Here is a 24,241-nt window from a genome sequence, read left to right on the forward strand (position 1 = left end):
GGCTGAAAAGCGCCCGGCCGAGCTCGAGAAGCTAGCACCTCGCACCCAAAGTCAAGCCCCAATCTCTTTGCAGCGTGGTTGCGTTTGTGCTGGTAAGTCACGTCATTACCGGTTGCTGTGGTGCGCCCAGGAGGGACGCCTCGCCTTCGGCATCGCGTTGAGGTCGGGTAGCTCGGCTGCGCCCAGGAGGGACGCCTCGCCTTCGGCATTGCGTTGAGGTCGGGTAGCTCGGCTGCGCCCAGCCGGACTGTCAGACCCCGTCGGTACGTTGGGTCGCGGGGGAGCCTGAATCCAGGGGGACCTCTGCGCGAGCCTGCGCCCGGCAACCTCGCAGCATCCCTTCCCTGCGGCACCTTCCCGGTGAACATCCGGGGTGCGTTCGTCGTATCGAGACAGAACGCCGGACAAACCACGGACAAGAGCTATAGGCATCTCAGCAGGTGGATACCTCTAGGGTGGGCGAACAAGTTCCATCAAGGAGGTATGGACCGTGCCGGGGAACGGGCTGTGGCGCACCAAGTCGATCGAGCAGTCGATCGCGGACACCGACGAGCCGGGTACCAAGCTCCGCAAGGATTTGACGGCGTGGGACCTCACCGTCTTCGGTGTCGCGGTCGTCATCGGTGCCGGCATCTTCACGCTCACGGCGAGCACCGCCGGGAACATCGCGGGGCCTTCGGTCTCGCTGTCGTTCGTGCTGGCGGCGATCGCCTGTGCGCTGGCCGCGTTGTGCTACGCCGAGTTCGCCTCGACGGTGCCGGTCGCGGGTAGTGCTTACACGTTCTCGTACGCGACCTTCGGTGAGTTCGCGGCGTGGATCATCGGGTGGGACCTCGTGCTGGAGTTCGCGGTCGGGTCCGCCGCGGTGGCCAAGGGGTGGTCGGCGTATTTGCAGACCACGCTCGGGTTGTTCGGGCTCGACGTGAAGACCGAGGTCGGGGACGGCATCAAGTTCGACTGGGGCGCTGTGCTGCTGGTCGCGGTGCTCACGGTGCTGCTCGTGGTCGGCACGAAGCTGAGCTCGCGGGTCAGTGCCGTCATCACGGCCGTCAAGGTCGCGGTGGTGTTGCTCGTGATCGTGCTCGGCATCGGGTACATCAAGGCCGAGAACTACTCGCCGTTCATCCCGCCCGCCGCCGAGGCCGGTCCTGCCGCGCACACCGGCATCGAGCAGTCGCTGTTCTCGTTGATCACCGGGTACTCGGGCAGCACCTACGGCGTGCTCGGCATGCTGGCCGCGGCGAGCATCGTGTTCTTCGCGTTCATCGGGTTCGACGTCGTGGCGACCACGGCGGAGGAGACGAAGAACCCGCAGAAGGCCGTGCCGCGCGGCATCCTCGGTTCGCTCGCGATCGTCACGGTGCTGTACGTCGCGGTCACGTTGGTGATCACCGGCATGGTGCCGTACAAGGAGCTCGCGACTCAGCCGGACGGGACGCGCGCGACGCTCGCGAGTGCGTTCGCGGAGAACGGGGTCGACTGGGCCGCGACGGTGATCTCGGTCGGTGCGCTGGCCGGTCTCACGACCGTGGTCATGGTGCTGATGCTCGGGCAGAGCCGGGTGCTGTTCGCGATGTCGCGCGACGGGTTGCTGCCGCGCGGGCTCGCGAAGACCGGCAGCCACGGCACGCCCACGCGGATCACGATCATCATCGGTGGGCTGGTGGCGGTCGCCGCCGGCTTCTTCCCGGCCGGGAAGCTCGAAGAGATGGTGAACGTCGGCACGTTGTTCGCGTTCATCCTGGTGTCGGCGGGCGTGATGGTGCTGCGCAAGACGCGGCCGGATCTCGAGCGCGGGTTCAAGGTGCCGCTCGTGCCGTTGGTGCCGATTCTCGCGATCATCGCCTGCACGTGGCTGATGCTGAACCTGACCGCGCTCACCTGGGTCCGGTTCCTCATCTGGATGGCGCTCGGCGTGGTCGTCTACTTCGCCTACAGCCGGCGCAACTCCGTGCTGGGCAAGCAGGGTGAACGGTCAGGAAAGTCCGAGTCCAGCAACTAATCTGCGCACCATGGGAAACGCGCGGTGGCTCTCCGAGGAGGAGGGCAGCGCCTGGCACCACTTCGTCCAGGCGTACCACCTCCTCGAGAGGCAGATCGAACAGCAGTTGCAGCGCGACGCGGGACTCTCGCACGCGCAGTACAACGTGCTGGTCGTGCTCGCCGAGCAGCCGGGCAACCGCATGCGCATGACGGAGCTGGCGCGCCGGGTCGTCGTGTCGAAGAGCTCGCTGACCTACCAGATCGGCAAGCTCGAGAAGGCGGGACTCGTGCGGCGCGAGCCGCACGAGTCCGACGAACGCGGCATCCTCGCCGTGCTCACCGACGTGGGCAGGGAGCTGCTGGCCACGGCCGCTCCCGGCCACGTCACCACGGTCCGCGAGTACCTGATCGACCTCTTCTCACCCGAGCAGCTCGCGCAGCTGGGGTCGTTCATGCAGACCGTGCACGAGAAGGCGGACGACTAGAGCGTCAGCAGGTCGTTCTCGTCCAGCCACGCGGCCACGTCGTCGGGCCCGTGCCGGGTCACGTCGAACTCGAGGACGGGCAGCACCGACTTCGCCGCGAGCGCGCGGAGCTGCTGCTGCTCCTCGACGAACGGCTCCAGCGACACGTACTGCTTCGGGTTCGCGCTGATCTTCAGCCGTTCTTCGCGAGCCTCCTCGAACGTGTTCTCCGGCCGCGTGCACAGCACGATCGCGAAGTTGAGCGGCTTCAGCCGTTCCTCCAGCCAGCCGAAGTCGAACTCCCGCCCCTGCCGGGCCTGATAGGCGAGTGTGGACAGGTGGAAGCGGTCGACGATCCACGAGTAGTAGCGCTGGAGCTCGAACATCCGCACCCACGTCTCGTAGGTCTCCATCGCGTGCGCGGTCTCCTCCGGCGCGAAGTCGATCAGCCCGCGGCCCCACGGCTCGTTGCTGAACCCGCTCCACTCCGCCGAGACCAACGGTGAGTGGTAGCGGTACCGGCGGTGGCCCACCAGGCGCGGGTGCTCGTTGAGCGCGAACGCCAGGTCCGTCTTGCCGGTCAGCCGCGTGCCTTCGAGGATCACCTTGGGCGTGAGCTTCATGATGGCAAGCTAACCCCGTGATCCTGTGTCTCGACGTCGGTTCCACCTGGACCAAGGCCGCGCTCCTCACCGACGAGGGTGAGCTGGTCAGGACCGGGCAGCACCCGACCACGCCGCCCGAGGTGCTGCACGGCATCGACGCGTTGCGCACCGAGGTCGGCGACGGCGAGATCCTCGCCTGCTCGTCGGCGGGTGGTGGGCTGCGGCTCGCGGTCGTCGGCCAGGAACGCGTCGTCAGCGCCGAGGCCGGGTACCGCGTGGCACTGAGCGCGGGCGCCAAGATCGTGCACGTCAGCGCCGGTCCGGTGGACGTGAAAGCTCTCCGCGCCACCGAGCCGGATCTCGTGCTGCTGGTCGGCGGCACGGACGGCGGTGACCAGAAGGTCCTGCTGCACAACGCCGCGAAGCTCGCCCGCGTGGCCGTGCCGATCGTGCTGGCGGGCAACGTCGAGGCGCAGCCGGAAGCGTTGGCGCTGCTGGCGAAACGCACCGTGGTGGCCTGCCCGAACGTGCTGCCCGACGTCGGTCAGCTCGTTCCGGAACCGGCCCGCAGGGCGATCCGCTCGGCGTTCCTCCAGCACGTGATCGGCGGCAAGGGCCTGTCGCGGGGGCAGCGGTTCCGCCGGCTCGTCCGCGCCGTGACGCCGGATGCCGTGCTGGCCGGGGTGTCCCGGCTCGCGGCGCAGGACCGGGAGGGCGCCGTGCTCGTCGTCGACGTCGGCGGCGCCACCACGGACGTGTACTCGGCGGTGTCCACGATGGACAGTGAAGGTCTGGAGAGGACGGTCGCGCTGCCGCCGGACCGCCGCACCGTCGAGGGCGACCTCGGCATGCGCTGGTCGGCACCGGGCGTGGTCAAGGAGGCCCTCGCGGAACGGCTCACCACCGAGGACCTGACCGCGGAGGCCTGGTACCGCGCGGAGAACGTGGGCTGGCTGCCGGAGGACCCGTCCGTCGACACGAAACTCGCGTCGTTCGCGGCGATTCTGGCGGTGCGCAGGCATCTCCGGCAGGTCGACGGCCAGCTCGGACCGCACGGCGCGGGGCTGCTGGTGTTGTCGGGCGGGGTGTTCCGGCACTCGGAGGACATCACGCCGGTCGTCGAGGCGCTCCGCGACGACCCGGTGCTGCGGCCGGTGCTGCGGACCGCCGAGATCACCGTCGACCGCGACTACGTGCTGGCGCCGGTCGGCCTGCTGGCCGAGTCGGGGCGGCTCGACGCCGCCGACCGACTCGCGAAACGGCTGGGCTAAGCGCTTTCCTCGTCGTCTTCCACGAACTCCAGGAGGTCGCCGGGCTGGCACTCCAGCACCCGGCACATGGCCTCCAGGGTGCTGAACCGCACGGCCTTCGCGCGCCCGTTCTTCAGCACGGCGACGTTGGCGGGGGTCAGCCCGACCTTCTCCGCGAACTCGCCGACGCTCATCTTGCGCTTGGCCAGCTCGACGTCGATGCGCACGATGATCGCCATCAGATCACCGACTCCATCTCGGAGCGCAGCGTCGTGGCGCGCTGCAGCAGCGCCCGCATGACGATCAGCACGAGCCCGATCACCGTAACCCCTGTCGTGAGCACGAAGAACAACACCAGCACACCGGGGTCGTCCGCGATCGTGCCGAGGTAGATGAACACCGCCACCAGGACGACCCAGCCGGCCGCGATCGCCCAGACCATCACGTCGACCCACTTGGTCGCGGCCTCGGTGAAGATCAGATCCTTGCGCACCAACGTGAGCAGCTTCCACGTGGCCACCAGCACCACCTGCACGCACAGCACCCAGAAGATCGCGACGATCATGATCGCGAGGTTCTCGCCCGCGCGGTCCGGGTGCTGCTCGAGCGAGTACCGGTACGACCCCGGGATCGACAACGTCTCCAGCATGACCAGGACCCCGAACAGCGCCACCAGGAAGAACCGGAGCGCTATCACCGCCCATCGTTCAGAAATCATGCATCGAGTATCGGTAGCGATCTATCGAAAGTCAATCGGTAGTGATCGTGTTGCAACAGGTCTCTACAGTGATCGCGTGGGACTGCGCGAGCGCAAGAAGACAGAGACCCGTGCGGCGCTCTCGGCCGCCGCACTCCGCCTCGCCCTGGAGAAGGGCGTGGACGAGGTGCGCGTGGACGAGATTGCCGAGGCGGCGAACGTCTCACCGCGCACCTACAACAACTACTTCCCGAGCCGCGAGCACGCGATCGTCGCCGGCATCACGGCCTCGCGAGCGCTCCAGGTGGCCGAAGCCCTGCGCTCACGGCCGGTGACCGAACCCCTGGTCGAGTCGCTCATCAGCGCGTTCACCGAGCAGTACCGCGAACCCCCGACCGAGGCCCTGACCCTGATCACCTCGACCCCGGCCCTGCGCGAGGCGTACCTGGACTCGGTGACGTCGCTCGAACCGCCGATCGTCGAGGTCATCGCGGCCCGCCTGGGCACGTCGGAGCTGGGTGCCGAGGTCCTGGCCGCCGCGGTCTCCGCCGCCGCCCGCCTCGCCGTGCAACGGTGGGTGGATCTGCGCCCGTCCGGACTCGTGGTGGTCGGTGCGGCGTCCGTCGAGGACCACCTGCGCGAGGCGATCAGCCACCTCGCGCCGGCCCTCAGGTGAGTTCGTCCTTCAACACGCACATCAGCAACGCGTCGTGCCACTCGCCGTCGCGGAAGAACGACTGCCGGAACCGCCCGTCGACCTGGAACCCGACCTTCTGGTAGGACTTGATCGCCCGCTCGTTGGCCTCGACGACCCCGAGCTCGATCGAGTGCAACCGCATGGTGTCGAACCCGTACCGGCACATCGTCCGCAACGCGTCGGTGCCGTACCCGCCACCCCAGTGGTCCTTCTCGCCGATGTAGATGTCGACCTCGGCGCGGGCGCTGACCGGTTCCGCGTCCCGCAGCACCACGACCCCGATGAGCTTGCCGTCCTTCAGCGTCTCGATGCAGAAGGTGACCTTCTCGTACGAGTTCTCCTGCCGGTCGGCGAAGCGCTTGCGGGTCGCGGCGGACGACGAGTGGTAGTAGCTCTGGAGCCACCGCATGACTTCCTCGTCGTTGTGCCAGCGGGTGAACGCGTCAGCGTCCTCCGGCTCGACGGGACGCAGTCGGACGAGCTCACCGGTCAGCATGACCGGAGACTAGGAGCCGCCGAACGCATCCCGCGACCGAGTTTCCGGTTTGCGCGCGAACGGCAGGGCCGGCGACTCCGGCGCGTCCACCTGCAACAGCCCCGCCGCGATCGCCACGGCCCGGTCCCACTCCGGGTCCGACGTGTAGTCCGCGTGCCCCGACACCCCGGAACGCCAGCGCCGTCCGGGGAACGGCCCCCGCTGCGGGTCCGGCAACCAGTGGTCGCCACCCAGCACCAGCGCACCGGTCGGCCCGCGCAACGCAGGTGCCAGCGCACCCTCCGAGCCGTCCTCGCGGTAGCCGACGCCGAGCAACATGCCGTCGAACACCTGCCGCCGCCAGGTCGTCACCGCGCCGCCCAACGGGTCCGTGCCGCGGCACAACGCGCGCCAACGCCCGTCCAACCCGCCCGCCAGCCGGGCCAGCGACGCGTGCGGGACCACGGCCGGGAACGCCCGCGGATAAGCCCACTGCAGCTGCGAACCGGCGGTGACCAGCCCGATCCGTTCGCGGTCGTGCGCGGGCAACTCCTCCAGCAACCGGGCCGCGGCCACCGCGACCAGCAGCGAGCCCTGCGAATGTCCACAGAGGACCACGCGGGTGCCGGGGTCGCGGAGGTGGTCCTGCACGCGCGCGACGAGTTCCGGCACCACCTTCAGGGCGTAGCAGGGTGGCACGATCGGGTGAGCTTCGCGCGGCCAGAACTGGGCGATGTCCGCGATGATTCCCAGCCGCCGCCCCGATTCGGGCTGTCGCGCCGCCAAATACACCGCGCGCAGCAACGACACAGCCAGCAGACCGAGGACGAAGACGCCGAACGCCGAGAACGGCAGCGTCCACGACGCCAGCGGGACGTTGCGCAGGCGCAGCAACGAGGCCAGCACGGCACCCACCACCAGCACGCCCGCGACGATCATGATCATGCGATGGCCGTGGTTGCGTTCCCAGCGCGCCCACCACCACGCACGCGTCGCGGCACGGAGGTCGCGCATGCGTCCGGAGTGCAGCAGCGACGCCTCACGCGCCCACACCTTGCCCTTGCGGAACGCCCGCCACCGCACGGCACCGGTGAACGACGCCACCGCGAACGTGCTCAGCAGCGCCAACGCCCCCGCCACACCCCACAACAGGGTGATGTAGCTGTAGCCCACCGGCAGCGCGAGCTCTGAGCCCAGAGCCTTGCGCACCGGCAACGCCACGCCCGCGCCGAAGCCGCCGCCGAGCAGCCCCGCGATCGCGAGCACCGGAGCCGAGAACCAGCCGCCCGCCCACGGCCGCAGCTCGCGCGGCAACGACTGCCACGTGCGCCGGGCCAGCAAAGCCGCAGGGACCAGCATCAACCCGAACAGCACCAGCACGAACGCCATCAGCAACGCCACGACCTGCACGGTCACGTCCGCGCCCGGCACCCGCAACGGGATCTGCTCCTGCAACCCCAACGTCGTCAACACCAGCAGCACGGCAACGACCAGCAGCAACCGTCGAGGCTTGCGTCCCAACGCCGCCCGCAACCACCGTCCGCCGCGATGCGGTGCACCGCCCGTGGGGTCGTCCAGCAGCAGGACACCCAGCACGGACACACCGATCAGCACGAGCGACACGAACCACGCCACCGTGATCGCCACGCCCATCCCGCCGGACGCCGTGAGTTGCTTCAGCGGTCCGCCCAGCGCGATCAGCGCCGTCACCGCCAACGCCGCCACGACGTGCAACGACCGCAGCGCCGGCGTGTCCGGGTCGGTCGCGACGTGCGCGCCGGGAAGTCCGGACGACGGCTGCTTCTCCTGTTCCTCGGCGTCGGCGATCTCCCGCCGCTCGATCCGCCACTCGACGTGCGAGATCCGCCGCATCACGGCGACCACCACGAGGATTGGGAGAAGTCCCAAGAACGCCCTAAACCACGGGAACGAGCGCACGTCGTCCGGAATGCTGGACAGGCACGCGGTCCCCGGACGGAGGCACTGGGCCGCGAGCAGATCGAGGCTGACCACGGAGATCTGCGCGACCAGCAACGCCGTCAGCAGCAGTGCGAACACCCGCAACAACGACCGCAGGCCGATGCCCAGCAGGTGGGCCGGGAGATTCCGCTCGGGGACGGGAGGGAGCATCCAGTGCGCGACGTTCGCGATGCTGAAGGGGAAGAGCAACGCCCAAGTGGCCTTGGCCACACCTCCGGACGTCATTCCACCCCACAGGTATCCCTCCACCACGCGGGGAATCGGACGTCCGTCGGTCTGCAGGACTGGTCCGGGCGCTGGTCTGCGGAGCCGGTCAGCCGGGCGCACGATGCGCCCGAGTCCGTCTCCCGCAACGTCCACGGCCGCGACGGCGTCGACCAGCGTCTGCGGCGTCGTTCCTTGAACGCCGTGCACGCGCAGTTCGACGACACGTGTGTCCGGGCCGGCAATCAACACCCGAGACCTCCCTCACCCAACGTGGGGGCCATAGTGGTGCATCAGAGGGCGGTATGGTCGGACGACACCCTCTCTGAAGTGCCTTGGAGGACTTCGCAATGACCGCGGACCGCTTGCAGACCCGCAACGGCATCGACTTCGCTGTGGCCGACCTGTCGCTTCACGAGTTCGGTCGCAAGGAGATCCGTCTGGCCGAGCACGAGATGCCCGGCTTGATGGCGTTCCGGCGCGAGTACTCCGGGGTGTACCCGCTCAAGGGTGCTCGGATCTCCGGCTCGCTGCACATGACGATCCAGACCGCTGTGCTGATCGAGACCCTGGTTGACCTGGGCGCCGAGGTGCGCTGGGCCTCCTGCAACATCTTCTCGACGCAGGACCACGCGGCCGCTGCCGTCGTCGTCGGCCCCCACGGCACGGAGGAGGAGCCCAAGGGCGTCGCCTGCTTCGCGTGGAAGGGCGAGACCCTGCCGGAGTACTGGTGGACGGCCGAGCAGATGCTCACCTGGCCGGACGGCAAGGGCCCGAACATGATCCTGGACGACGGTGGCGACGCCACCCTGCTCGTCCACAAGGGCGTCCAGTACGAGGCGGCCGGTGTCGTCCCGGCGGCGTCCGAAGATGACTCGGAAGAGTGGACCATCGTTCTCGACACGCTCCGCGCGTCGCTCGAGAAGGACGGCAAGAAGTGGACGAACATCGCCGAGGGCATCCGCGGCGTCACCGAGGAGACCACGACGGGCGTCATGCGCCTGTACCAGCTGGCCGCCTCCGGTGAGCTGCTCTTCCCGGCGATCAACGTCAACGACGCCGTCACCAAGTCGAAGTTCGACAACCGCTACGGCATCCGCCACTCGCTGGTCGACGGCATCAACCGCGGCACCGACGTCCTGATCGGCGGCAAGGTCGCGGTCGTCTGCGGCTACGGCGACGTCGGCAAGGGCTCGGCCGAGTCGCTGCGCGCCCAGGGCGCCCGCGTCATCGTCACCGAGATCGACCCGATCTGCGCCCTGCAGGCCGCCATGGACGGCTACCAGGTCGCGAAGCTCGAGTCGGTCCTGCCGACCGCCGACATCGTGATCACGACGACGGGCAACAAGGACGTCGTCACCGCGGACCACATGTCGCAGATGAAGCACCAGGCGATCCTGGGCAACGTCGGCCACTTCGACAACGAGCTCGACATGGCCGGCCTGGCGCGTTACCCCGGCATCCGCAAGAACAACATCAAGCCGCAGGTCGACGAGTGGGTCTTCCCGACCGGCCGCACGATCATCGTGCTGTCCGAGGGTCGCCTGATGAACCTGGGCAACGCGACGGGCCACCCGTCGTTCGTCATGTCGAACTCCTTCTCCAACCAGGTGATCGCTCAGATCGAGCTGTTCACCAAGTACAAGGAGTACGACAACGAGGTCTACCGCCTGCCCAAGGTGCTCGACGAGAAGGTCGCGCGCATCCACCTGGAGGCGCTGGGCGGCGAGCTGACCAAGCTCACCAAGGAGCAGGCCGAGTACATCGACGTCGACGTCGAGGGCCCGTTCAAGGCGGACCACTACCGCTACTGATCACCTGAATTTCAGGGGCCTCCCGCGACGCTCGCGGGAGGCCCCTGTTTTCATGGACGGCGTGGGATTCTTCGGCACCTTCGCCTTCGAGCACGGTTCGTGGAAGACGCTGTCCGAGGGCGAACTGCCGCCCCTCGCCGAGCCGTCGCTCTGGATCGACGTCCACGACAGCGACATCACCTCGGTCGTCTACGCCCCGGCGGGCCCCGGTTCCGGCGTCGCCTACCTGGGCCTGACGCCGCGCACGTACTTCGAGAACCCGAACGCCTCCGACCCGACCGACGTGCTGCGCGAGGCCGCCGGCCTGGCCGCCTGGTGGGGTGGGCTGAACCCCGGCGGCGACGTGCCGTCCAAGCAGGCCGAGCTGCTCCAGTACCTGGCCGAGGACGAGGACCCCAACGGCTTCGAGTGGGACGAGGGCGAGGACGTCGACGACATCGACGACGGCGAGGTGTTCGTCGAGGTCAAGACCAAGCGCTTCCTGACCGCACTCGGCCTCCCGCTGCCCGCCGAGCTCAGCTGACCCAGGTCTCCGCGAACGCCCTGAGCGCGTCCAGCTGGGCGTGCAGCTCGGGGCTGTCCGGCGCGGCGCGGGCGATGGTCATCGTGCCGAGCACGGCCGCCGTCATCAGGTTGGCGACCATCTGCGGCTCGGGTGCGCGCTCACCCAGGGCGCGCGCCCGTTCGGCGACCCTCCGGAACCCTTCCCTGATGTGGCCGCGGTACCGCTCGGTGGCCTGCACGATGTGCTCGTCCACGGGCGCCACCATCGCCGTGGTCGCCATGCACCCGTACTTGCCCTGCGACGTGTCCAGCACGTGCGCGAGCCGGTTGATCATCTCCAGCAGGTCCTCGCGGCCCCTGGTGCCGTCGGTGAGCGGCGCCAGCGCACCCACCATCTGCTCCAGGTAGTTGTCCATGGCCAGCCGGTACGTCTGCGCCTTCGTGCCGAACGTGTTGTAGAGGCTCGAAGTCGACAGCCCCGACGCCTTGGCCATCTGCTGCTGCGTCACCCGGTCGTAGCCGGTCTGCCAGAACAACGCCATCAGCCGCGTGAGCACCTCGGCCCGGTCGAAGCCCAACGGCCGACCGGACCGCGCGGGTTCCGTTCGCGAGGTCACCTCCCCAGTCTCCCAGCCGGTTGACACTTCCATTCTGAGTCGCAAGACTCAGAACTACAACCCCCGACCTTCCCGGAGCGACTTCATGTCCCAGCACGTCCGCGTGTTCGGCGGCCCCACCGCCCAGTTCTCCTACGGCGGCCTGAACTTCGTGACCGACCCGACCTTCGACGCCCCCGGCGAGTACCCGGTCCCCGGCGGTCAGCTGGTCAAGACCGGCTCACCCCACGGCACCGTGGCTGACCTGGGCACGATCGACGTAGTGCTGCTCTCCCACCCGCACCCCGACCACCTCGACCACGCCGGCCGAGCCCTGCTGGCCGACGTGCCGCAGGTCTTCACCACCGTGAGCGGCGCCGAGGGCTTGGGCGACCACGTCACCGGCCTGACCGACTTCGAGTCGGTCGAGCTGAAGCGCCCCGACGGCGGTGTGGTCGCGGTGACCGCGGTGCCCGCCATCCACGGCCCCGGCGCCCGCGAGGAGGTGGAGGCGGTGCTGGGTCACGTGATCGGGTTCGTGCTGACGGCTGCTGACCTGCCCACGGTGTACGTGAGCGGCGACAACGCCTCGCTGGACGAGGTCAGGAAGATCGCGGACCGCTTCGCGCCGGTCGACACCGCGATCCTGTTCGCGGGGGCGCCTCGGGTCGGGCTGTTCGACAACGAGTGCATCGTGCTCGACAGCGCCTCGGCGGCGGAGGCGGCGCGGCTGCTCGGGGCGCGGCAGGTCGTGCCCGTCCACTACGACGGGTGGGGCCACTTCACGGAAGGGCGCGCGGAGCTGGAGGCGGCCTTCTCGGGCGCTGGGCTGGCCGACCGCCTCGACTGGGGCGTGCTCAGCTGACGAACGCCTGCCAGGCCTCGACGCTGAACTCCAGCTCGGGGCCTGCGGTGTTCTTCGAGTCACGAACGCGCACGCCCTCAGCGAACGCCACCTCGACGCAGTTGTCATCGATGGCGTCGCCGCCGCTGTAGCTGCTCTTACGCCAGGTGCAGTCTCCGGTCACCGAGGTCCTCCCGCGATCGACTGGCGAGATCCGCCACCATCGACCGCGATTCTTCCCCACTCAGCGAGATTGCGTCCAGGCGCGCGAAGATCGACTTGCAGCGCTTCACCCCAATGTCGTCCTGAACGAACACCTTCGCCAGATCCGAGTGCGTGTAGGCGACGCTGCCGCGTTTCTCGTACTCCCACAGCACATAGTTGGCGAGGTGGATGCCTGCCGGACCGCTCGATGCAGGCACGACTCGGATGACGTGGGTGTGGAAGAGCAGCCGCATGAGCTGTTCTTCCATCACCTCGTCGCTGCCGACCTTGAGTCGCAGGGCGTTCTCGTGGATGTAGAAGACGCATGCCGGTCGGTTGGGGCGACGCAGAATCGCCTGTCGTTCCATTCGGAAGCGCACGGCGGCCTCGATCATCTCCGAGGTCAGAATGCCGCGAGCCGAGTACAGCGCTGTCGCGTAGTCCTCGATCTGCAACAGGCCCGGGATATAGGTGAGGTCGTAGCTGGTGATCTTCTCCGCCATCGACTCGGCCAGGGCCATCGTGCGCAGGTTGTCCGTGACCTGGACGACGTAGGAGTCGAACGCTGAGCGGTACCGCTTCAGGAAGTCTTCGATGAAGGCTTGGCTGCGTCCGCACCGCCCGAGGTACTGGATGATGTCGATCTCGGTGGCTCGGATCTTGCCGTGCTCGATGTTGGAGACCTTTCCCGGATCCCAACCGAGCATCCGGGCGATCTTCCGCCCGCGGAAGGTCGTCCAGCGTTCGCGGATTTGGCGCAGCTCATCGCCGAGGTCACGGCTGTACGGAGTGGACGGATCGCCGTTCATGCCCTCTGACGTTAGGTGATGGAGTACAAACAACATCGTGCCCAAAAGGGTGGAATTCGACCTGCTGATCGAGCCGCACGACGTCGTCCACGAGAACGTCGTCGCGCCGGTCATCGCTCATCGACTGGCTCCAGGTCCACGACGAGTCGGCGTTCAGCGATGTGTACGAGGACGACCTCGAAGCGAAGCCGTTCCAGCCTGGCAAGGCGCAGTTCGTGCTTGGGCTGTACGTACTGGCTCGCGAGCTGGTGTGGCAGAACCTCCGCAGGCCGCACAAGAACGGCCACAGGTACGACGGCATAGGGCCGTTCACGTTCGATCGAAAGCAGTACGAACAAGCGCTCGCGAAACTGGCGGAACTCGGTTGACGTGCGGGTTTTACTGACGAGGTGCTGACGACCATCATCAGGAAGACCCTGCGCGTTCCCACTTCGACGGGCGCCGCCGGTGACGGTCGGGCCGAGGCCAGGCAGCTCGACGCCGTGCTGGTCCAGGTGGGGTTCAAGGCGTCGAAGGAACTGCTCGACCACATCGCCGGGCTCGCGCGGCCCGGCGCGTACACACGGCTGATCGTCGACGCCGTGCGGGCGCTCGTCGGCGACGACGTGCAGCACAACCCGTACTTCAAGGACTTTCCGCACGCCGTGCCGGACACCGTGGAGTTCTGGGCGGACTGCATCAGGGACGCGTTGACGCAGAAGGTGCCCGACTTCCACGAGATCGGCCGCGGCAACCTGCTCGCGTTACCTCGATACGGCACGCTCCAGCACACCTACGAGGAGATGCTGGCGGCGCACGACGAGCTGCTGCCGTCCGTCAAGGGGCACCTGACGACGCTGCGGCTCGGCGGCACGCTCGAAGAGGAGACGCACCGCCTCTACCTGGACCTCGCCACGAGCCCCACGCCACTCGGCGAGGCGGACCTGGAGGTCCTCGCCGAGCTCGCGGAGCAGATCCCGGAGCTGCCGGAGTCCGTGCCCATGCGGGAGAACCGCGCGGTCATCAACGCCGCGCGGATGGCCAGGGACCTGCCGATGGCCGTCGACACCGTCACCGACGTGCTGCGGGTGGCGTGCCAGGCGAGCGGGGGAGACGTGACGCTGGTGGAGCCGACGCGCTTCCGGTCGTTCCGGCGGCCGGAGCGGCGGGCGTTGCTGGCCGCGCTGGACGAGGTGGTCCGGGCCAACCCAGGCAAGCTCGGGGACGTCCGGCAACGCCGTGAGCAGTGGAAGCGGCTCGGGGAACGGTTGCACGCCCACGAGTTCGGTCAGTGGCCGCACGCGCAGGACGTGTTCGCCGTGGCGCGCGGGGACAAGACCGCGCGGTCGTTCGCCGGACGCCTGGAGATGGCGTTCCAGGACAACGACATCCGCAGGGCGATCGAGGTGCTCACCTCCGCGCCCGGCTTGCTGCTGCGCACCGTCGACCGACTGCTGCGCAACACGAACGAGCCCGAACTCGTCGTGGAGGCGGTGAGCACGGCCGCGCCGGAAGCGTCGGGCCGGGTGCTGTGCTCGTTGCTCGAACACCTGGAGAATCGCGGAACGCCGGACGCGGCAAGGGTTTTCGCTTCGCGAAAGCGCCGGGCGTGGATCGCGGACGACGACCGCGAGCCGTTGGACTCCGACGCGGTCGCGGCCATCACGGCGGTGCTGGAGGACGAGCTGGTCCGCAGGCTGCCCGCCGTGTCGGAGCTGACCGTCGCCCCGGAGGCGTTCGACGTCGTGCTCCCGTTGTCCGGCAACGCTTCCGAGGACGGCTTCGGCGTGCTGCCGCGCGGGTCGAGGATGGTGCTCAAAGGCGAGCTGCTGCGGTTCTTCACGTACTGGCGGCAGGAGAAGGAGTGCACCGACTACGACCTGTCGGCCGTGCTGCTGAACGAGGACCTCGACTACAAGGATCACGTGTCGTGGACCAACTACCACTCGGACGGCGCTGTGTACTCCGGCGACCTCACCGAGGCGGAGGAGGGGGCGACGGAGTTCATCGACATCCCTGCTGACGCGGTGCACGCGAAGTACGTCGTGCCGGAGGTGAACATCTTCTCCGGCGAGAGCTTCGACGACGTCGCGGAGTCGATGTTCGGGTTCATGGCCCGCGACCTCGACCAGTTGGGCAAGCCGTTCGAACCGAGCACCGTGCGCGCCCGCAGTGCCATGCGCGGCAGCGGTCGTGTCGCCGTGCCGGTGATCTTCGAGCGGTGCGAGGAAGGCTGGGTCGCGACCTGGTTGCACCTGTACCTGCGCGGTGTGTCCTGGGGCAACCGGGTGGAGCGCCACCACGACGCGTTGCGCGCGATCACGAGCGCTGTGTTGGCGCGCAAGTACTTCACGGTCGGGCGGCTCGCCGCGCTGATGCGGCGCAAGTCCAGTTCGGACGGTCAGAGGCTGCACATCGACCTCACGAACGTGGACCAGCTCGACAAACTGCTGGAAGCCTGAGCGCCACCGCTGCTAGCGTGGGGGACGCGAGGCCATGAGAGTGCTTCCTTCTAACCAAACAAATGGATGACTAGCGCTCTCGCTTTCCTCGCCCCAGCTTCAGCTCCACTCGACGGCGATGCCCGCGATCCCCGGCCCGACGTCACCGAAGTAGGCGCTCACGACGCCGCCGAGCCCGCACACCAGCTCGTCGACGTCGACCGGCGTCGCGTCGGCCGAGGCCAGGAACTGCTTCATGCAGCGCGCGGGCATCGCGCGCCGGTGGAACGACAGCTGCACGAGGTACGAGCCGCAGCGGTCGCGGAACGTCCGGTGGTGGCCGGGCGTCGCGTTGCCGGTGTCGTCGACGATCGTGAAGCTGAAGACGTGCTCCTCACCGGCCGCGAGCCGCCGGTCGAACAGCATCTCCACCGCGAGGTTGCGGGAAGCGCTTTCCCGGCGCAGACGGCCCTGGCGGCAGCCTTCGCCGGCTCTCACCATCGCGTTCTCGATCAGCGAGCCTTCGTCGCCGTGGTGCATCGCCAGGTACCTGTCGGGACCCTGTCGTACGGCGCGCACGACCAGACGTGTGGTGATGGAACGTTGTTCGCGGTGCATGCCGATCTGCACGGTGTCGTGCACGGACAGCACTTCGAGGTCGGCGTTGCCCCGCGCGGCCTCCGGTACGGAGTCGAACGTCGCGAGCAGCGGCGCGGGCTCCGGCCAGGTCGCGACGGGCCTCGGTGCGTACGTGTTGGCGTTGCGCGGGCCGATGAGGTCCAACAAGGACGACGGCGGCAGTCGCAGCACGGTCTCCAGCGCGCGCACGGTCGTGATGGCACGCGGCACCTCGGGATGACGCAGACCTCGTTGCCAGTACGAGAGCGTCGACTGGCCCACTTGGACACCCAGTTGCTCGAGATGTGCGCGCAGCCGGGCGAGCGAGAGGCCCCGGTGGGCGATCGCCTCGCGCAGAGCGCGGTGGAAAGGCCCGTAGCGCAGCGTCTCGGCGAGAGGGGTCGGCAGACCCCCGGTCGGGGTACCGATCGGTTCGTCGACCGACCCGGCGTGCCCGGAATCCGCGGCCACCGCGGCACCTACCCTTCACACACGCGCCGTGTGACTGTTCACCGTAGTCACTCGTTCTAGTGATCGAAAGATCGGATTTCGCCCGTGTGGGGGACCTCCTGCGGCCGTGTGAGTGGCCGGAACCGGTCCCGGGACGCCTCCCGTTAGGGTTTTCCCGTGGGAAAGCTCGTAGTGATCGAAGGCCTCGACGGTGCCGGGAAGCGCACTCTCGCCAACGGACTGACCGAGACGTTGGTCTCGCAGGGCAGGACCGTGGCGAGCCACGCGTTCCCCCGGTACGGCATCAGCGTGCACGCTGACCTGGTCCGCGACGGCCTGTACGGCCGGCTTGGCGACCTCAGCGACTCCGTGTACGGGATGGCCGTGCTCTACGCGCTCGACCGCAGGGGAGCGGCCGACGAGATCCGCAAGGACCTCGAGGAGCACGACGTCGTGCTGCTGGACCGGTACGTGGCGTCGAGTGCCGCGTACAGCGCCGCGCGGCTGCACCAGGACGAGCACGGCGAGTTCGTGCGGTGGGTGCACGAGCTGGAGATCGAGCGCTTCGGGCTGCCCGTGCCCGATCTGCACCTGCTGCTGCGCGTGCCCGTGGAGGTCGCGGCCGAGCGGGCGGCCAAGCGCGAACAGGCCGACGATTCCAGGGCCCGTGACATTTATGAATCCGATGGCTCGCTTCAGGCACGTTGCGGGGTCGTTTACGACGGATTGGCGAACATCGGCTGGCTGGCCCCGTGGCAAGTGGTCGACGGGCGGTCAAACGTGAACTTTCATTCGCTTCTGGAACCACTCTTCACTCCTTGAGTGGTCGCTCACGTGCGTACCGATTGACACGATCGTGTGTCGGGTTAGTCACTGTGAGTATATGGGAGATCACGATTTGAAGCGTGTATTGCAGCGCCCCCCGGTTGGCGTCGCCCGTACGGCGGTGCTGATCGCTGCCGCCCGCGCCAATGAGCAAAGCCGTCTCCACCGCCTCTTCGACGACCCCCTGGCCGCAGGACTCGTGGAGGCCGCCGGCTCCGCGAGCGACCTGAACGGCGTCAAGAACCTCGCGGGCGACCATTTCGTCCTGCGCACCCGCTATTTCGACGACCGGCTACTGGAAAACGCCCAGCCCCAGGTCGTGATCATGGCGGCGGGCCTCGACACAAGAGCGTTCCGGCTGAACTGGCCGCCGGGCACAACACTCTTCGAGCTCGATCTGCCCGAATTGATCGAGTTCAAGGAGGACGCCCTGCACGACCTGCGCGCCGAACCGGTCTGCGACCGCGTGACCGTCCCGTGCGACCTGCGCGAGGACTGGCCGACAGCGCTGATCCGCGCGGGGTTCGACCCGAAGAGGCCCACGGCGTGGTTGCTGGAGGGCCTCTTCATGTTCCTGCCCCCGGACGCGGGCGAGCAGATCCTCTACTGGGTGAGCGCGCTGTCGGCGAAGGGCAGCACGCTCGCGCTCGAACACGTCAACCGCGCGTTCCGCGACCTGCCGCAGATGAAGGCCGTGCACAAGCGGTTCGACCAGCTCGACGCCCGCTGGCAGTCCGACGTGGAGGACCCGGTCGGGTGGCTGGAGGGCTACGGCTGGGACGCGTCGGTGACGCACCAGGTCGATCTCGCCGCGCGGCACGACCGCGCCGTGCCCGCGATCACCGACCCTCTCAAGGTGGGAGACGCGCGCATCTGGTTGGCCGCCGCCGTTCGCACGGCGTGAGAACACCTGGTAACGAAAGGTGATCCGCGCGCGGTTACTCCGGCGACGAACAGGCCAAACGGGGTGAGGTGGGGCACGTGGAACGACAGTTCCGGCCGGTGACCGAACGAGCGCACACCGCCACCAGCGGCAACGGAACGTGGGCGGTGCGCGAACTCCCGACCGTCAGTGCGACGATGTTGGGTATGAAGGCACGCGTGCTCGTCGTCGATGACGACCCCGCCCTGGCGGAGATGCTGACGATCGTGTTGCGCGGGGAGGGCTTCGACACCGCGGTGGTCGCCGACGGTGCCCGTGCCCTGCCCGCGCTGCGCGAGCTCAAGCCCGACCTCGTGCTGCTCGACCTGATGCTGCCCGGCATGAACGGCATCGACGTCTGCAAGGCGATCAGGTCCGAGTCGGGCGTGCCGATCGTGATGCTCACCGCGAAGAGCGACACGGTCGACGTGGTGCTGGGCCTCGAGTCCGGTGCGGACGACTACGTCGTCAAGCCGTTCAAGCCCAAGGAGCTGGTGGCCCGCATCCGGGCGCGCCTGCGGCGCACCGAGGCCGAGCCGTCCGAGGTCCTGCAGATCGGTGACCTCACGATCGACGTCCCCGGCCACGAGGTGCTGCGCGAGGGCAGGCCGATCCAGCTCACGCCGCTGGAGTTCGACCTCCTCGTCGCGCTGGCCCGCAAGCCGCGCCAGGTGTTCACCCGCGAGGTGCTGCTCGAGCAGGTGTGGGGTTACCGCCACGCCGCCGACACCCGCCTGGTGAACGTCCACGTGCAGCGGCTGCGTTCGAAGGTCGAACGTGACCCGGAGCACCCCGAGGTGGTGTTGACTGTTCGCGGTGTCGGGTACAAGGCCGGCCCTCCGTGACAGGTGGCGTATGAAGTTCGTTCGGCCGGTCGCCGCTCAGGCGCGGTTCCTTGTTGAGGAGGCGCGCAAGCGGTGGGCCGCGTTTGGTGACCTCTGGCGTCGTTCGCTCCAGCTGCGCGTCGTCGTGTCCACGCTCGCGCTCTCGTCCGCCGTGGTGTTCGTGCTGGGCATGGTGCTGCAGATGCAGATCACCAACCAGCTGCTGAGCACCAAGGACGAGGCCGCCGTGCGCCAGGCGCTGGCCTCGCGCAACCTGATCCAGTCCGACCTCGTCGGCCTGAACCCCGGTCCGGACAGCGTGCAGACGCGGTTCACCAGCGCGATCAACAAGCTCGCCGTCGGCGGCACCGGCACGGACGCCACGACGGCGGGCGCCGGTGCGTTCGAACCGGTTCTCGCCGACGGCCAGAGCTCGGCCGGTGGCGGGCGCGTGCCGTCGGTGGGCAAGCTCGACGACGTGCCGCGCGGTCTGCGCGAGATGGTCGAGGACGGCGGTTCCGGCACCCAGATCCACACGGTGCAGCGCGACGGCCAGCCGACCACGTTGTTCGTCGTGGGCCTGCCGATCAGCACGTACGCGCGCTCGATGCAGCTCTACCTGATCTTCCCGCTCACCGCCGAGCAGCGCACGGCCGAGGTCGTGCAGTCGACGCTGGCGGTCGGCGGCATCGTCCTGCTGGTCCTGCTGGCGTTGATCGCCAATCTCGTGACGCGGCAGGTCGTTCGCCCCGTCCGGCAGGCGGCCGAGGTCGCGGAGAGATTCGCGGACGGCACGCTGCACGAACGAATGCACGTCGTCGGCGAGGACGACGTGGCCCGTCTCGCCGAGTCGTTCAACGAGATGGCCGAGTCGATCCAGGCGCAGTTCAAGCAGCTGGAGGAGTTCGGCCAGCTGCAACGCCGGTTCACCTCGGACGTCTCGCACGAACTGCGCACGCCGTTGACGACGGTCCGCATGGCCGCGGACGTCCTGCACGCCTCGCGCGAGCAGTTCCCCGCCGGCCTCGCCCGCTCCACCGAGCTGCTGGTCGACGAGCTCGACCGCTTCGAGTCGCTGCTGGGCGACCTCCTGGAGATCTCGCGCCTGGACGCCGGTGTCGAAGAGCTGACCGCCGACCAGGTCGACATCCGCGTGCTCGCCCGCCGCGCCCACGACTCGGTGCGCGCGATCTCGACCTCGGCCAACTCCCCGGTGGTGCTGGACCTGCCGGACTCCGAGCTCGTCGCCGAGCTCGACTCCCGCCGCGTGGAACGGATCCTGCGCAACCTGCTCGCCAACGCCATCGACCACGGCGAGGGCCAGCCCGTCGAACTCACCATGCGCGGCAACGACGACGCCGTCGCCATCACCGTGCGGGACCACGGCGTAGGCCTGCGCCAGGGCGAAGCGGAACTGGTTTTCAGCCGCTTCTGGCGCGCCGACCCGTCGCGCAACCGCCGCACCGGCGGCACCGGCCTCGGCCTCTCGATCTCGCTGGAGGACGCGCGCCTGCACGGAGGCTGGCTCGAGGCGTGGGGCGAACCCGGCCACGGCGCCGTGTTCCGCCTGACCCTGCCCCGCCGCCACGGCGAGGAGCTCCGCGAGAGCCCGCTGCCGCTGGCACCGGCCCTCGAACTCGAACCCGTTGCCGTCGTGGAGGAACCGCTCCCCGACGAGGAACCGGGCGAGATCGAGCTGCGGCCGGAGGAGATCACCTGGCAGCCCGCCGAGCCCGTCGACGGCACCCCCGCGGCTGCTGCGAAGGCGGACGAGGTTTCGGAGGAAGTGCGGTGAAGCGTCTCGCGTTGCTGCTGCTCGTGCTCGTGACGCTCACCGGGTGCGCCGCGATCCCCACGAACACCCAGCCGAAACCGATCGGCTCGAAGGACAACAAGGCGTCCAACCTGCCGGCGGCCCCCGAGCCGTTGCCGAACATCGACCCGCTGACGCTCGTGCGCCAGTTCCTCGAAGCCACGGCGAACCCGGACGGCGAGTACGCGGCGGCCCGCGCGTTCCTGACGCCCGAGGCGAACAAGAACTGGGACACCAAGAACCCGACCGTCATCGAGACCGGCTTCTCCACCGTCCCGACCTCGGCGGCACCGCAGGACAAGACGCAGACCGTTCTCCTGCAAGGCAAGAACGTCGGTCGCCTGGGCAGCGACAACGCCTTCACCTCGCAGTTCGGCACCTACGAGGTGCCGGTGAAGGTCGAGCGCAACAGCGAGAACCAGTGGCGCATCTCGCAACCGCCCGCCGGCGTCGTCATGCCGCAGAACGTCTTCAACAACACGTACCGCCGCGTGACGCTCTACTTCTACAACCCGGAGTTCACCGTCCTGGTGCCGGACCCGCGCTACGTCGTGATCCCACCGGCCACGAGCATCCCGACCCGAGTCACCGAACTCCTGCTGGCAGGCCCCGGCGACACCACGCGCGACACCCTCGTCAGCGCCCTCGGCCCCGACACCGACAAGTTCTCCGACACCAAGGAATCCGACGACGGAGCCCTGGAGGTCAACCTCACCAACGTCGGCAAGGACCTGACCCCGGAGAAGCGCAAGCAGATCGTCGCGCAGGTCGTGAAGTCGTACTCGGGCGTCACCTCCTCTCGTGTGCGAGTGCTGGTCGACGGCCAGCAAATCCTTCCGGACCAGCGCGACTACCGCCCGTCCGACGTCTCCGCCACCGCAGGCGAAGCCCTCCTCGCCCTGAACTCCAACCTCCAGGGCATGCTCGTGGCCGACGGCTCCGTCCGCTCCCTGACCGACGGCAACCCGATCAAGGGCCCGGCAGGCGCCGGCGCCTACAACGCGGTCTCCGCAGCCCAGTCCCTAGACGGCTCCCGCCTGGCCGTGGTCTCCCGCTCCGGCAGCTCCATGAAGCTCCGCATCGGAGAGCTCGAACAGGACCTGTCCGAAGTGGACCTGAGCGCCACCACCCTGACCCGCCCGACCTGGCAGCTCTCGAGCGGCCCCAAGGAACCGGGTGCCGAAGTCTGGACCGCCGTCAACGGCACCTCGGTGGCGCGCGTGACCCGTTCCGACAACGGCAGCTGGACCGCCAAGAGCGTCAACACCACCGACCTCGAGCGGTTCGGCCCGATCAGCGAACTCCGCCTCTCCCGAGACGGCACCAGAGCGGCCATGGTGATCGCCGGCAAGCTCTACGTCGCCTCAGTGGTCCGCAACAACCAGGACGTGGCCCTCCGCGTCCCGAGGCAACTCCAGCCGACGATCCTGGGCTCAGCCGTCCAGTCCATCGACTGGCTCTCCCAGGACGTCCTGGCGGTCTCCACCAACCTCCCTTCGTGGCCGGTGAGCAAGGTCTACACGGACGGCTACAAGCTGGACCGCTACAGCCAGTCCAACCTGACCGTCCCGGTGGGCTCGGTGGCGGCCGCACCGGCCCGCCAGGTGCAGGTGATCGACCCTTCTGGCCTGTGGTCGGCCTCGGACATCACGGACGTGTGGAAGTCGAGCGCGTTCCGCGTCCCGCCGGGCACCTCGGTCTTCTACCCGGGCTGACCGGCGCGACCGGCGGCCGTGCCCGAAGGCCCGCGGGGTTCGAGCGCGGGCGAGGCGGGGAGCGTGGGTGTGCACGACGCCCCGGCCCGCGCGCCGGATGGTTTCGCGGAACGTGCGGCTTGCCCGCCGTCGGGCTCGCACGCCGAACGGGTTGGCGAGTTGCGACGCTCGCAAGCTGAAGCTCGCGGACTGCGGACTGCGGACTGCGGACTGCGGACTGCGGACCGCGGACTGCGGACTGCGGACTGGGGGGTGCGGGCCGCGGACTGCGGACTGCGGACTGCGGACTGCGGGTTGTGGACTGCGGGTTGTGGACTGCGGGTTGTGGGGCTGCGGACTGCGGGTCGTGGGGCTGTGGGCTGCGGATTGCGGGTTGTGGGGCTGCGGACCGCGGGTTGCGGGCTGCGGGTTGTGGGGCTGCGGGGTTGCGGGCTGTGGGGCTGCGGGCTTGTCGGGCTGACGCGCCGCCTGTGCCCACCGCGCCGGCTTCCCGACGGTCGCCTTCCTGCCCACCGCGCAGCCTTCCTGCCCCGCTGCACGGCCCTCCTGCCCGCCGCACGGCCTTCTCAGCAGCCTCATTCGCCAGGGCCGCGCGGCCGAGCTGACAACAGCACCAGCACGGCGTGCGTCCGCACCCCGGCATCCCGCAACGCCCGCACGCAGGCCGCCGCCGTCGCCCCGGTCGTGACCACGTCGTCCAGCAGCACGGTGGTCCCGGCCGCGCCGATCCCAGGCCGCGCTCCGGCCCTCGGCGGCCCCGGCCCTCGCGCCTCCGCCACCCCGAAGGCCTCCGCCGGCCCGCGTGCTCCCGGCAAATCTCGCGCCCGCGCCGCCCCGAAGGCCTCCGCCGGCCCGTGCACCTCCACCCGCCCCTCCAGGTTCCGTCGCCGCGCTCCCGGCCCCAGCCCCACCGAGTCGGCCACCCCGGCCGCCAGCCGCAGCACCGGCGCCACCGCGGCCACCTCCACCTCCCGCGCGATCCGCAGCACGTGGTCGCCCCCGCGGTCCCGCGCGGCACTGCGGCGGGAGGGCGCGGGCACGAGAGTCCAAGGTGGAGGGCCGACCGCGACCAGTGCGGCCGCCACGAGGGCGCCGAACCAGGCCGCCAGCGCGTGGGCGCCGCGTTCCTTGAAGGCGAGCACCAGTTCGCGGGCGGCGCCCGCGTAGGACGCCAGTGTCCACACAGGCGGCGCCACGCCTGGCACCTGGAGGCGTAGCGGCGGGCCGAAGGTGGCGAGGCACCTGGCGCAGCAGGGAGTTCCCGGGCGGCCGCAGCCGGCGCAGCGGGCGGGGACGAGGAGGTCGAGTGCTGTCATGGATTCAGGATGGCGGCGAGGTCTGACAGAAAATCGGGGTGGACGGCGGCGACCGCCCCGAGAGGACTCGTGACGGGGTCTTTCGGCACCGCCCACAAGGGTGAAGTTGAGGTGACGTTGTCGATCTCCAGCCGCTGGCGCGCGGCGAGAAATCCCCTGCTCGGCAAGAGTTCTGTGACGACGTCCCAAGATCTTGTAACTCGTTTCGACCC

General features: G+C 69.0%; 24 protein-coding genes. 14 read left to right on the forward strand and 10 right to left on the reverse strand.

Annotated elements, in window-relative coordinates:
• Nucleotides 1-490: 490 nt before the first annotated feature.
• On the forward strand, nucleotides 491-2,002 hold the full coding sequence (locus ACFWNN_RS34180; RefSeq protein ID WP_382444080.1) for an amino acid permease: 1,512 nt from the start codon (nucleotides 491-493) through the stop codon (nucleotides 2,000-2,002).
• A 10-nt stretch (nucleotides 2,003-2,012) separates the two neighbouring features.
• Nucleotides 2,013-2,468, forward strand: coding sequence for a MarR family winged helix-turn-helix transcriptional regulator (locus ACFWNN_RS34185; RefSeq protein WP_382444081.1), 456 nt, complete (start codon nucleotides 2,013-2,015; stop codon nucleotides 2,466-2,468).
• Here the strand turns inward: ACFWNN_RS34185 and ACFWNN_RS34190 are convergent.
• Entirely contained in the window at nucleotides 2,465-3,070 is a 606-nt protein-coding gene (locus tag ACFWNN_RS34190; protein ID WP_382444082.1) for a hypothetical protein, read from the reverse strand. The genes ACFWNN_RS34185 and ACFWNN_RS34190 overlap by 4 nt on opposite strands.
• Before the next feature lie 17 nt (nucleotides 3,071-3,087).
• Between ACFWNN_RS34190 and ACFWNN_RS34195 the strand changes: the two genes are divergently transcribed.
• On the forward strand, nucleotides 3,088-4,323 hold the full coding sequence (locus ACFWNN_RS34195) for a glutamate mutase L (protein WP_382444083.1): 1,236 nt from the start codon (nucleotides 3,088-3,090) through the stop codon (nucleotides 4,321-4,323).
• On the opposite strand, the gene ACFWNN_RS34200 is transcribed toward ACFWNN_RS34195, so the two are convergent.
• Nucleotides 4,320-4,541 carry a helix-turn-helix domain-containing protein gene (locus tag ACFWNN_RS34200; protein ID WP_382444084.1) on the reverse strand — a complete coding sequence of 74 codons (222 nt, stop codon included), beginning with the start codon at nucleotides 4,539-4,541 and terminating at the stop codon, nucleotides 4,320-4,322. The genes ACFWNN_RS34195 and ACFWNN_RS34200 overlap by 4 nt on opposite strands.
• On the reverse strand, nucleotides 4,541-5,020 hold the full coding sequence (locus tag ACFWNN_RS34205) for a DUF2975 domain-containing protein (protein ID WP_382444085.1): 480 nt from the start codon (nucleotides 5,018-5,020) through the stop codon (nucleotides 4,541-4,543). The genes ACFWNN_RS34200 and ACFWNN_RS34205 overlap by 1 nt, the downstream gene beginning before the upstream one ends.
• 76 nt (nucleotides 5,021-5,096) lie before the next feature.
• On the opposite strand from ACFWNN_RS34205, the gene ACFWNN_RS34210 reads away from it, so the two are divergent.
• On the forward strand, nucleotides 5,097-5,675 hold the full coding sequence (locus tag ACFWNN_RS34210) for a TetR/AcrR family transcriptional regulator (protein WP_382444086.1): 579 nt from the start codon (nucleotides 5,097-5,099) through the stop codon (nucleotides 5,673-5,675).
• Here the strand turns inward: ACFWNN_RS34210 and ACFWNN_RS34215 are convergent.
• Both ACFWNN_RS34215 and ACFWNN_RS34220 read right to left on the reverse strand, forming a co-directional pair.
• Nucleotides 5,668-6,192, reverse strand: a complete 525-nt coding sequence (locus ACFWNN_RS34215; RefSeq protein ID WP_382444087.1) for a GNAT family N-acetyltransferase — start codon at nucleotides 6,190-6,192, stop codon at nucleotides 5,668-5,670. The genes ACFWNN_RS34210 and ACFWNN_RS34215 overlap by 8 nt on opposite strands.
• Before the next feature lie 9 nt (nucleotides 6,193-6,201).
• On the reverse strand, nucleotides 6,202-8,607 hold the full coding sequence (locus ACFWNN_RS34220) for a hypothetical protein (RefSeq protein ID WP_382444088.1): 2,406 nt from the start codon (nucleotides 8,605-8,607) through the stop codon (nucleotides 6,202-6,204).
• 98 nt (nucleotides 8,608-8,705) lie between these two features.
• On the opposite strand from ACFWNN_RS34220, the gene ahcY reads away from it, so the two are divergent.
• Entirely contained in the window at nucleotides 8,706-10,169 is a 1,464-nt protein-coding gene (gene ahcY / locus ACFWNN_RS34225) for an adenosylhomocysteinase (RefSeq protein ID WP_382444089.1), read from the forward strand.
• A 52-nt stretch (nucleotides 10,170-10,221) separates the two neighbouring features.
• Nucleotides 10,222-10,692, forward strand: coding sequence for a hypothetical protein (locus tag ACFWNN_RS34230; RefSeq protein WP_382444090.1), 471 nt, complete (start codon nucleotides 10,222-10,224; stop codon nucleotides 10,690-10,692).
• On the opposite strand, the gene ACFWNN_RS34235 is transcribed toward ACFWNN_RS34230, so the two are convergent.
• Nucleotides 10,685-11,290 carry a TetR/AcrR family transcriptional regulator gene (locus ACFWNN_RS34235; protein WP_382444091.1) on the reverse strand — a complete coding sequence of 202 codons (606 nt, stop codon included), beginning with the start codon at nucleotides 11,288-11,290 and terminating at the stop codon, nucleotides 10,685-10,687. The genes ACFWNN_RS34230 and ACFWNN_RS34235 overlap by 8 nt on opposite strands.
• 85 nt (nucleotides 11,291-11,375) lie before the next feature.
• On the opposite strand from ACFWNN_RS34235, the gene ACFWNN_RS34240 reads away from it, so the two are divergent.
• Nucleotides 11,376-12,134 carry an MBL fold metallo-hydrolase gene (locus ACFWNN_RS34240; protein ID WP_382444092.1) on the forward strand — a complete coding sequence of 253 codons (759 nt, stop codon included), beginning with the start codon at nucleotides 11,376-11,378 and terminating at the stop codon, nucleotides 12,132-12,134.
• Here the strand turns inward: ACFWNN_RS34240 and ACFWNN_RS34245 are convergent.
• The gene (locus ACFWNN_RS34245; protein WP_382444093.1) at nucleotides 12,127-12,297 is read right to left on the reverse strand and encodes a DUF397 domain-containing protein; all 171 of its coding nucleotides are present in this window, start codon (nucleotides 12,295-12,297) and stop codon (nucleotides 12,127-12,129) included. The two genes, ACFWNN_RS34240 and ACFWNN_RS34245, sit on opposite strands and share 8 nt — an antisense overlap.
• On the reverse strand, nucleotides 12,272-13,126 hold the full coding sequence (locus tag ACFWNN_RS34250) for a DUF5753 domain-containing protein (RefSeq protein ID WP_382444094.1): 855 nt from the start codon (nucleotides 13,124-13,126) through the stop codon (nucleotides 12,272-12,274). The genes ACFWNN_RS34245 and ACFWNN_RS34250 overlap by 26 nt, the downstream gene beginning before the upstream one ends.
• Before the next feature lie 161 nt (nucleotides 13,127-13,287).
• On the opposite strand from ACFWNN_RS34250, the gene ACFWNN_RS34255 reads away from it, so the two are divergent.
• Together ACFWNN_RS34255 and ACFWNN_RS34260 are read left to right on the forward strand one after the other, a co-directional pair.
• On the forward strand, nucleotides 13,288-13,494 hold the full coding sequence (locus tag ACFWNN_RS34255; protein ID WP_382444095.1) for a hypothetical protein: 207 nt from the start codon (nucleotides 13,288-13,290) through the stop codon (nucleotides 13,492-13,494).
• A gap of 21 nt (nucleotides 13,495-13,515) precedes the next feature.
• Nucleotides 13,516-15,567, forward strand: a complete 2,052-nt coding sequence (locus tag ACFWNN_RS34260) for a hypothetical protein (protein WP_382444096.1) — start codon at nucleotides 13,516-13,518, stop codon at nucleotides 15,565-15,567.
• A gap of 99 nt (nucleotides 15,568-15,666) precedes the next feature.
• Here ACFWNN_RS34260 and ACFWNN_RS34265 read toward each other — a convergent pair whose 3' ends face one another.
• On the reverse strand, nucleotides 15,667-16,635 hold the full coding sequence (locus ACFWNN_RS34265; RefSeq protein ID WP_382444097.1) for a helix-turn-helix domain-containing protein: 969 nt from the start codon (nucleotides 16,633-16,635) through the stop codon (nucleotides 15,667-15,669).
• 156 nt (nucleotides 16,636-16,791) lie between these two features.
• On the opposite strand from ACFWNN_RS34265, the gene ACFWNN_RS34270 reads away from it, so the two are divergent.
• The 5 genes from ACFWNN_RS34270 to ACFWNN_RS34290 all read left to right on the forward strand — a co-directional run bounded on the left by ACFWNN_RS34270 (nucleotide 16,792) and on the right by ACFWNN_RS34290 (nucleotide 22,713).
• Nucleotides 16,792-17,436 carry a dTMP kinase gene (locus ACFWNN_RS34270; protein ID WP_382444098.1) on the forward strand — a complete coding sequence of 215 codons (645 nt, stop codon included), beginning with the start codon at nucleotides 16,792-16,794 and terminating at the stop codon, nucleotides 17,434-17,436.
• Between the two features lie 124 nt (nucleotides 17,437-17,560).
• Nucleotides 17,561-18,343 (forward strand): SAM-dependent methyltransferase, encoded by a 783-nt coding sequence (locus tag ACFWNN_RS34275; protein ID WP_382444099.1) that lies wholly within the window; start codon nucleotides 17,561-17,563, stop codon nucleotides 18,341-18,343.
• A 185-nt stretch (nucleotides 18,344-18,528) separates the two neighbouring features.
• Complete coding sequence (gene mtrA / locus ACFWNN_RS34280) at nucleotides 18,529-19,206, forward strand: MtrAB system response regulator MtrA (RefSeq protein WP_030471262.1); 678 nt, start codon at nucleotides 18,529-18,531, stop codon at nucleotides 19,204-19,206.
• Between the two features lie 10 nt (nucleotides 19,207-19,216).
• Nucleotides 19,217-20,980 carry an MtrAB system histidine kinase MtrB gene (gene mtrB / locus ACFWNN_RS34285; RefSeq protein ID WP_382444100.1) on the forward strand — a complete coding sequence of 588 codons (1,764 nt, stop codon included), beginning with the start codon at nucleotides 19,217-19,219 and terminating at the stop codon, nucleotides 20,978-20,980.
• Nucleotides 20,977-22,713, forward strand: a complete 1,737-nt coding sequence (locus ACFWNN_RS34290) for an LpqB family beta-propeller domain-containing protein (protein ID WP_382444101.1) — start codon at nucleotides 20,977-20,979, stop codon at nucleotides 22,711-22,713. Before mtrB ends, ACFWNN_RS34290 begins: the two co-directional genes overlap by 4 nt.
• Nucleotides 22,714-23,288: 575 nt before the next feature.
• Here ACFWNN_RS34290 and ACFWNN_RS34295 read toward each other — a convergent pair.
• The gene (locus ACFWNN_RS34295) at nucleotides 23,289-23,909 is read right to left on the reverse strand and encodes a ComF family protein (RefSeq protein WP_382444102.1); all 621 of its coding nucleotides are present in this window, start codon (nucleotides 23,907-23,909) and stop codon (nucleotides 23,289-23,291) included.
• Nucleotides 23,910-24,241 lie beyond the last annotated feature (332 nt).

It is taken from the genome of Lentzea sp. NPDC058450, from assembly GCF_042721395.1.
In the GTDB taxonomy this organism is placed as follows: domain Bacteria; phylum Actinomycetota; class Actinomycetes; order Mycobacteriales; family Pseudonocardiaceae; genus Lentzea.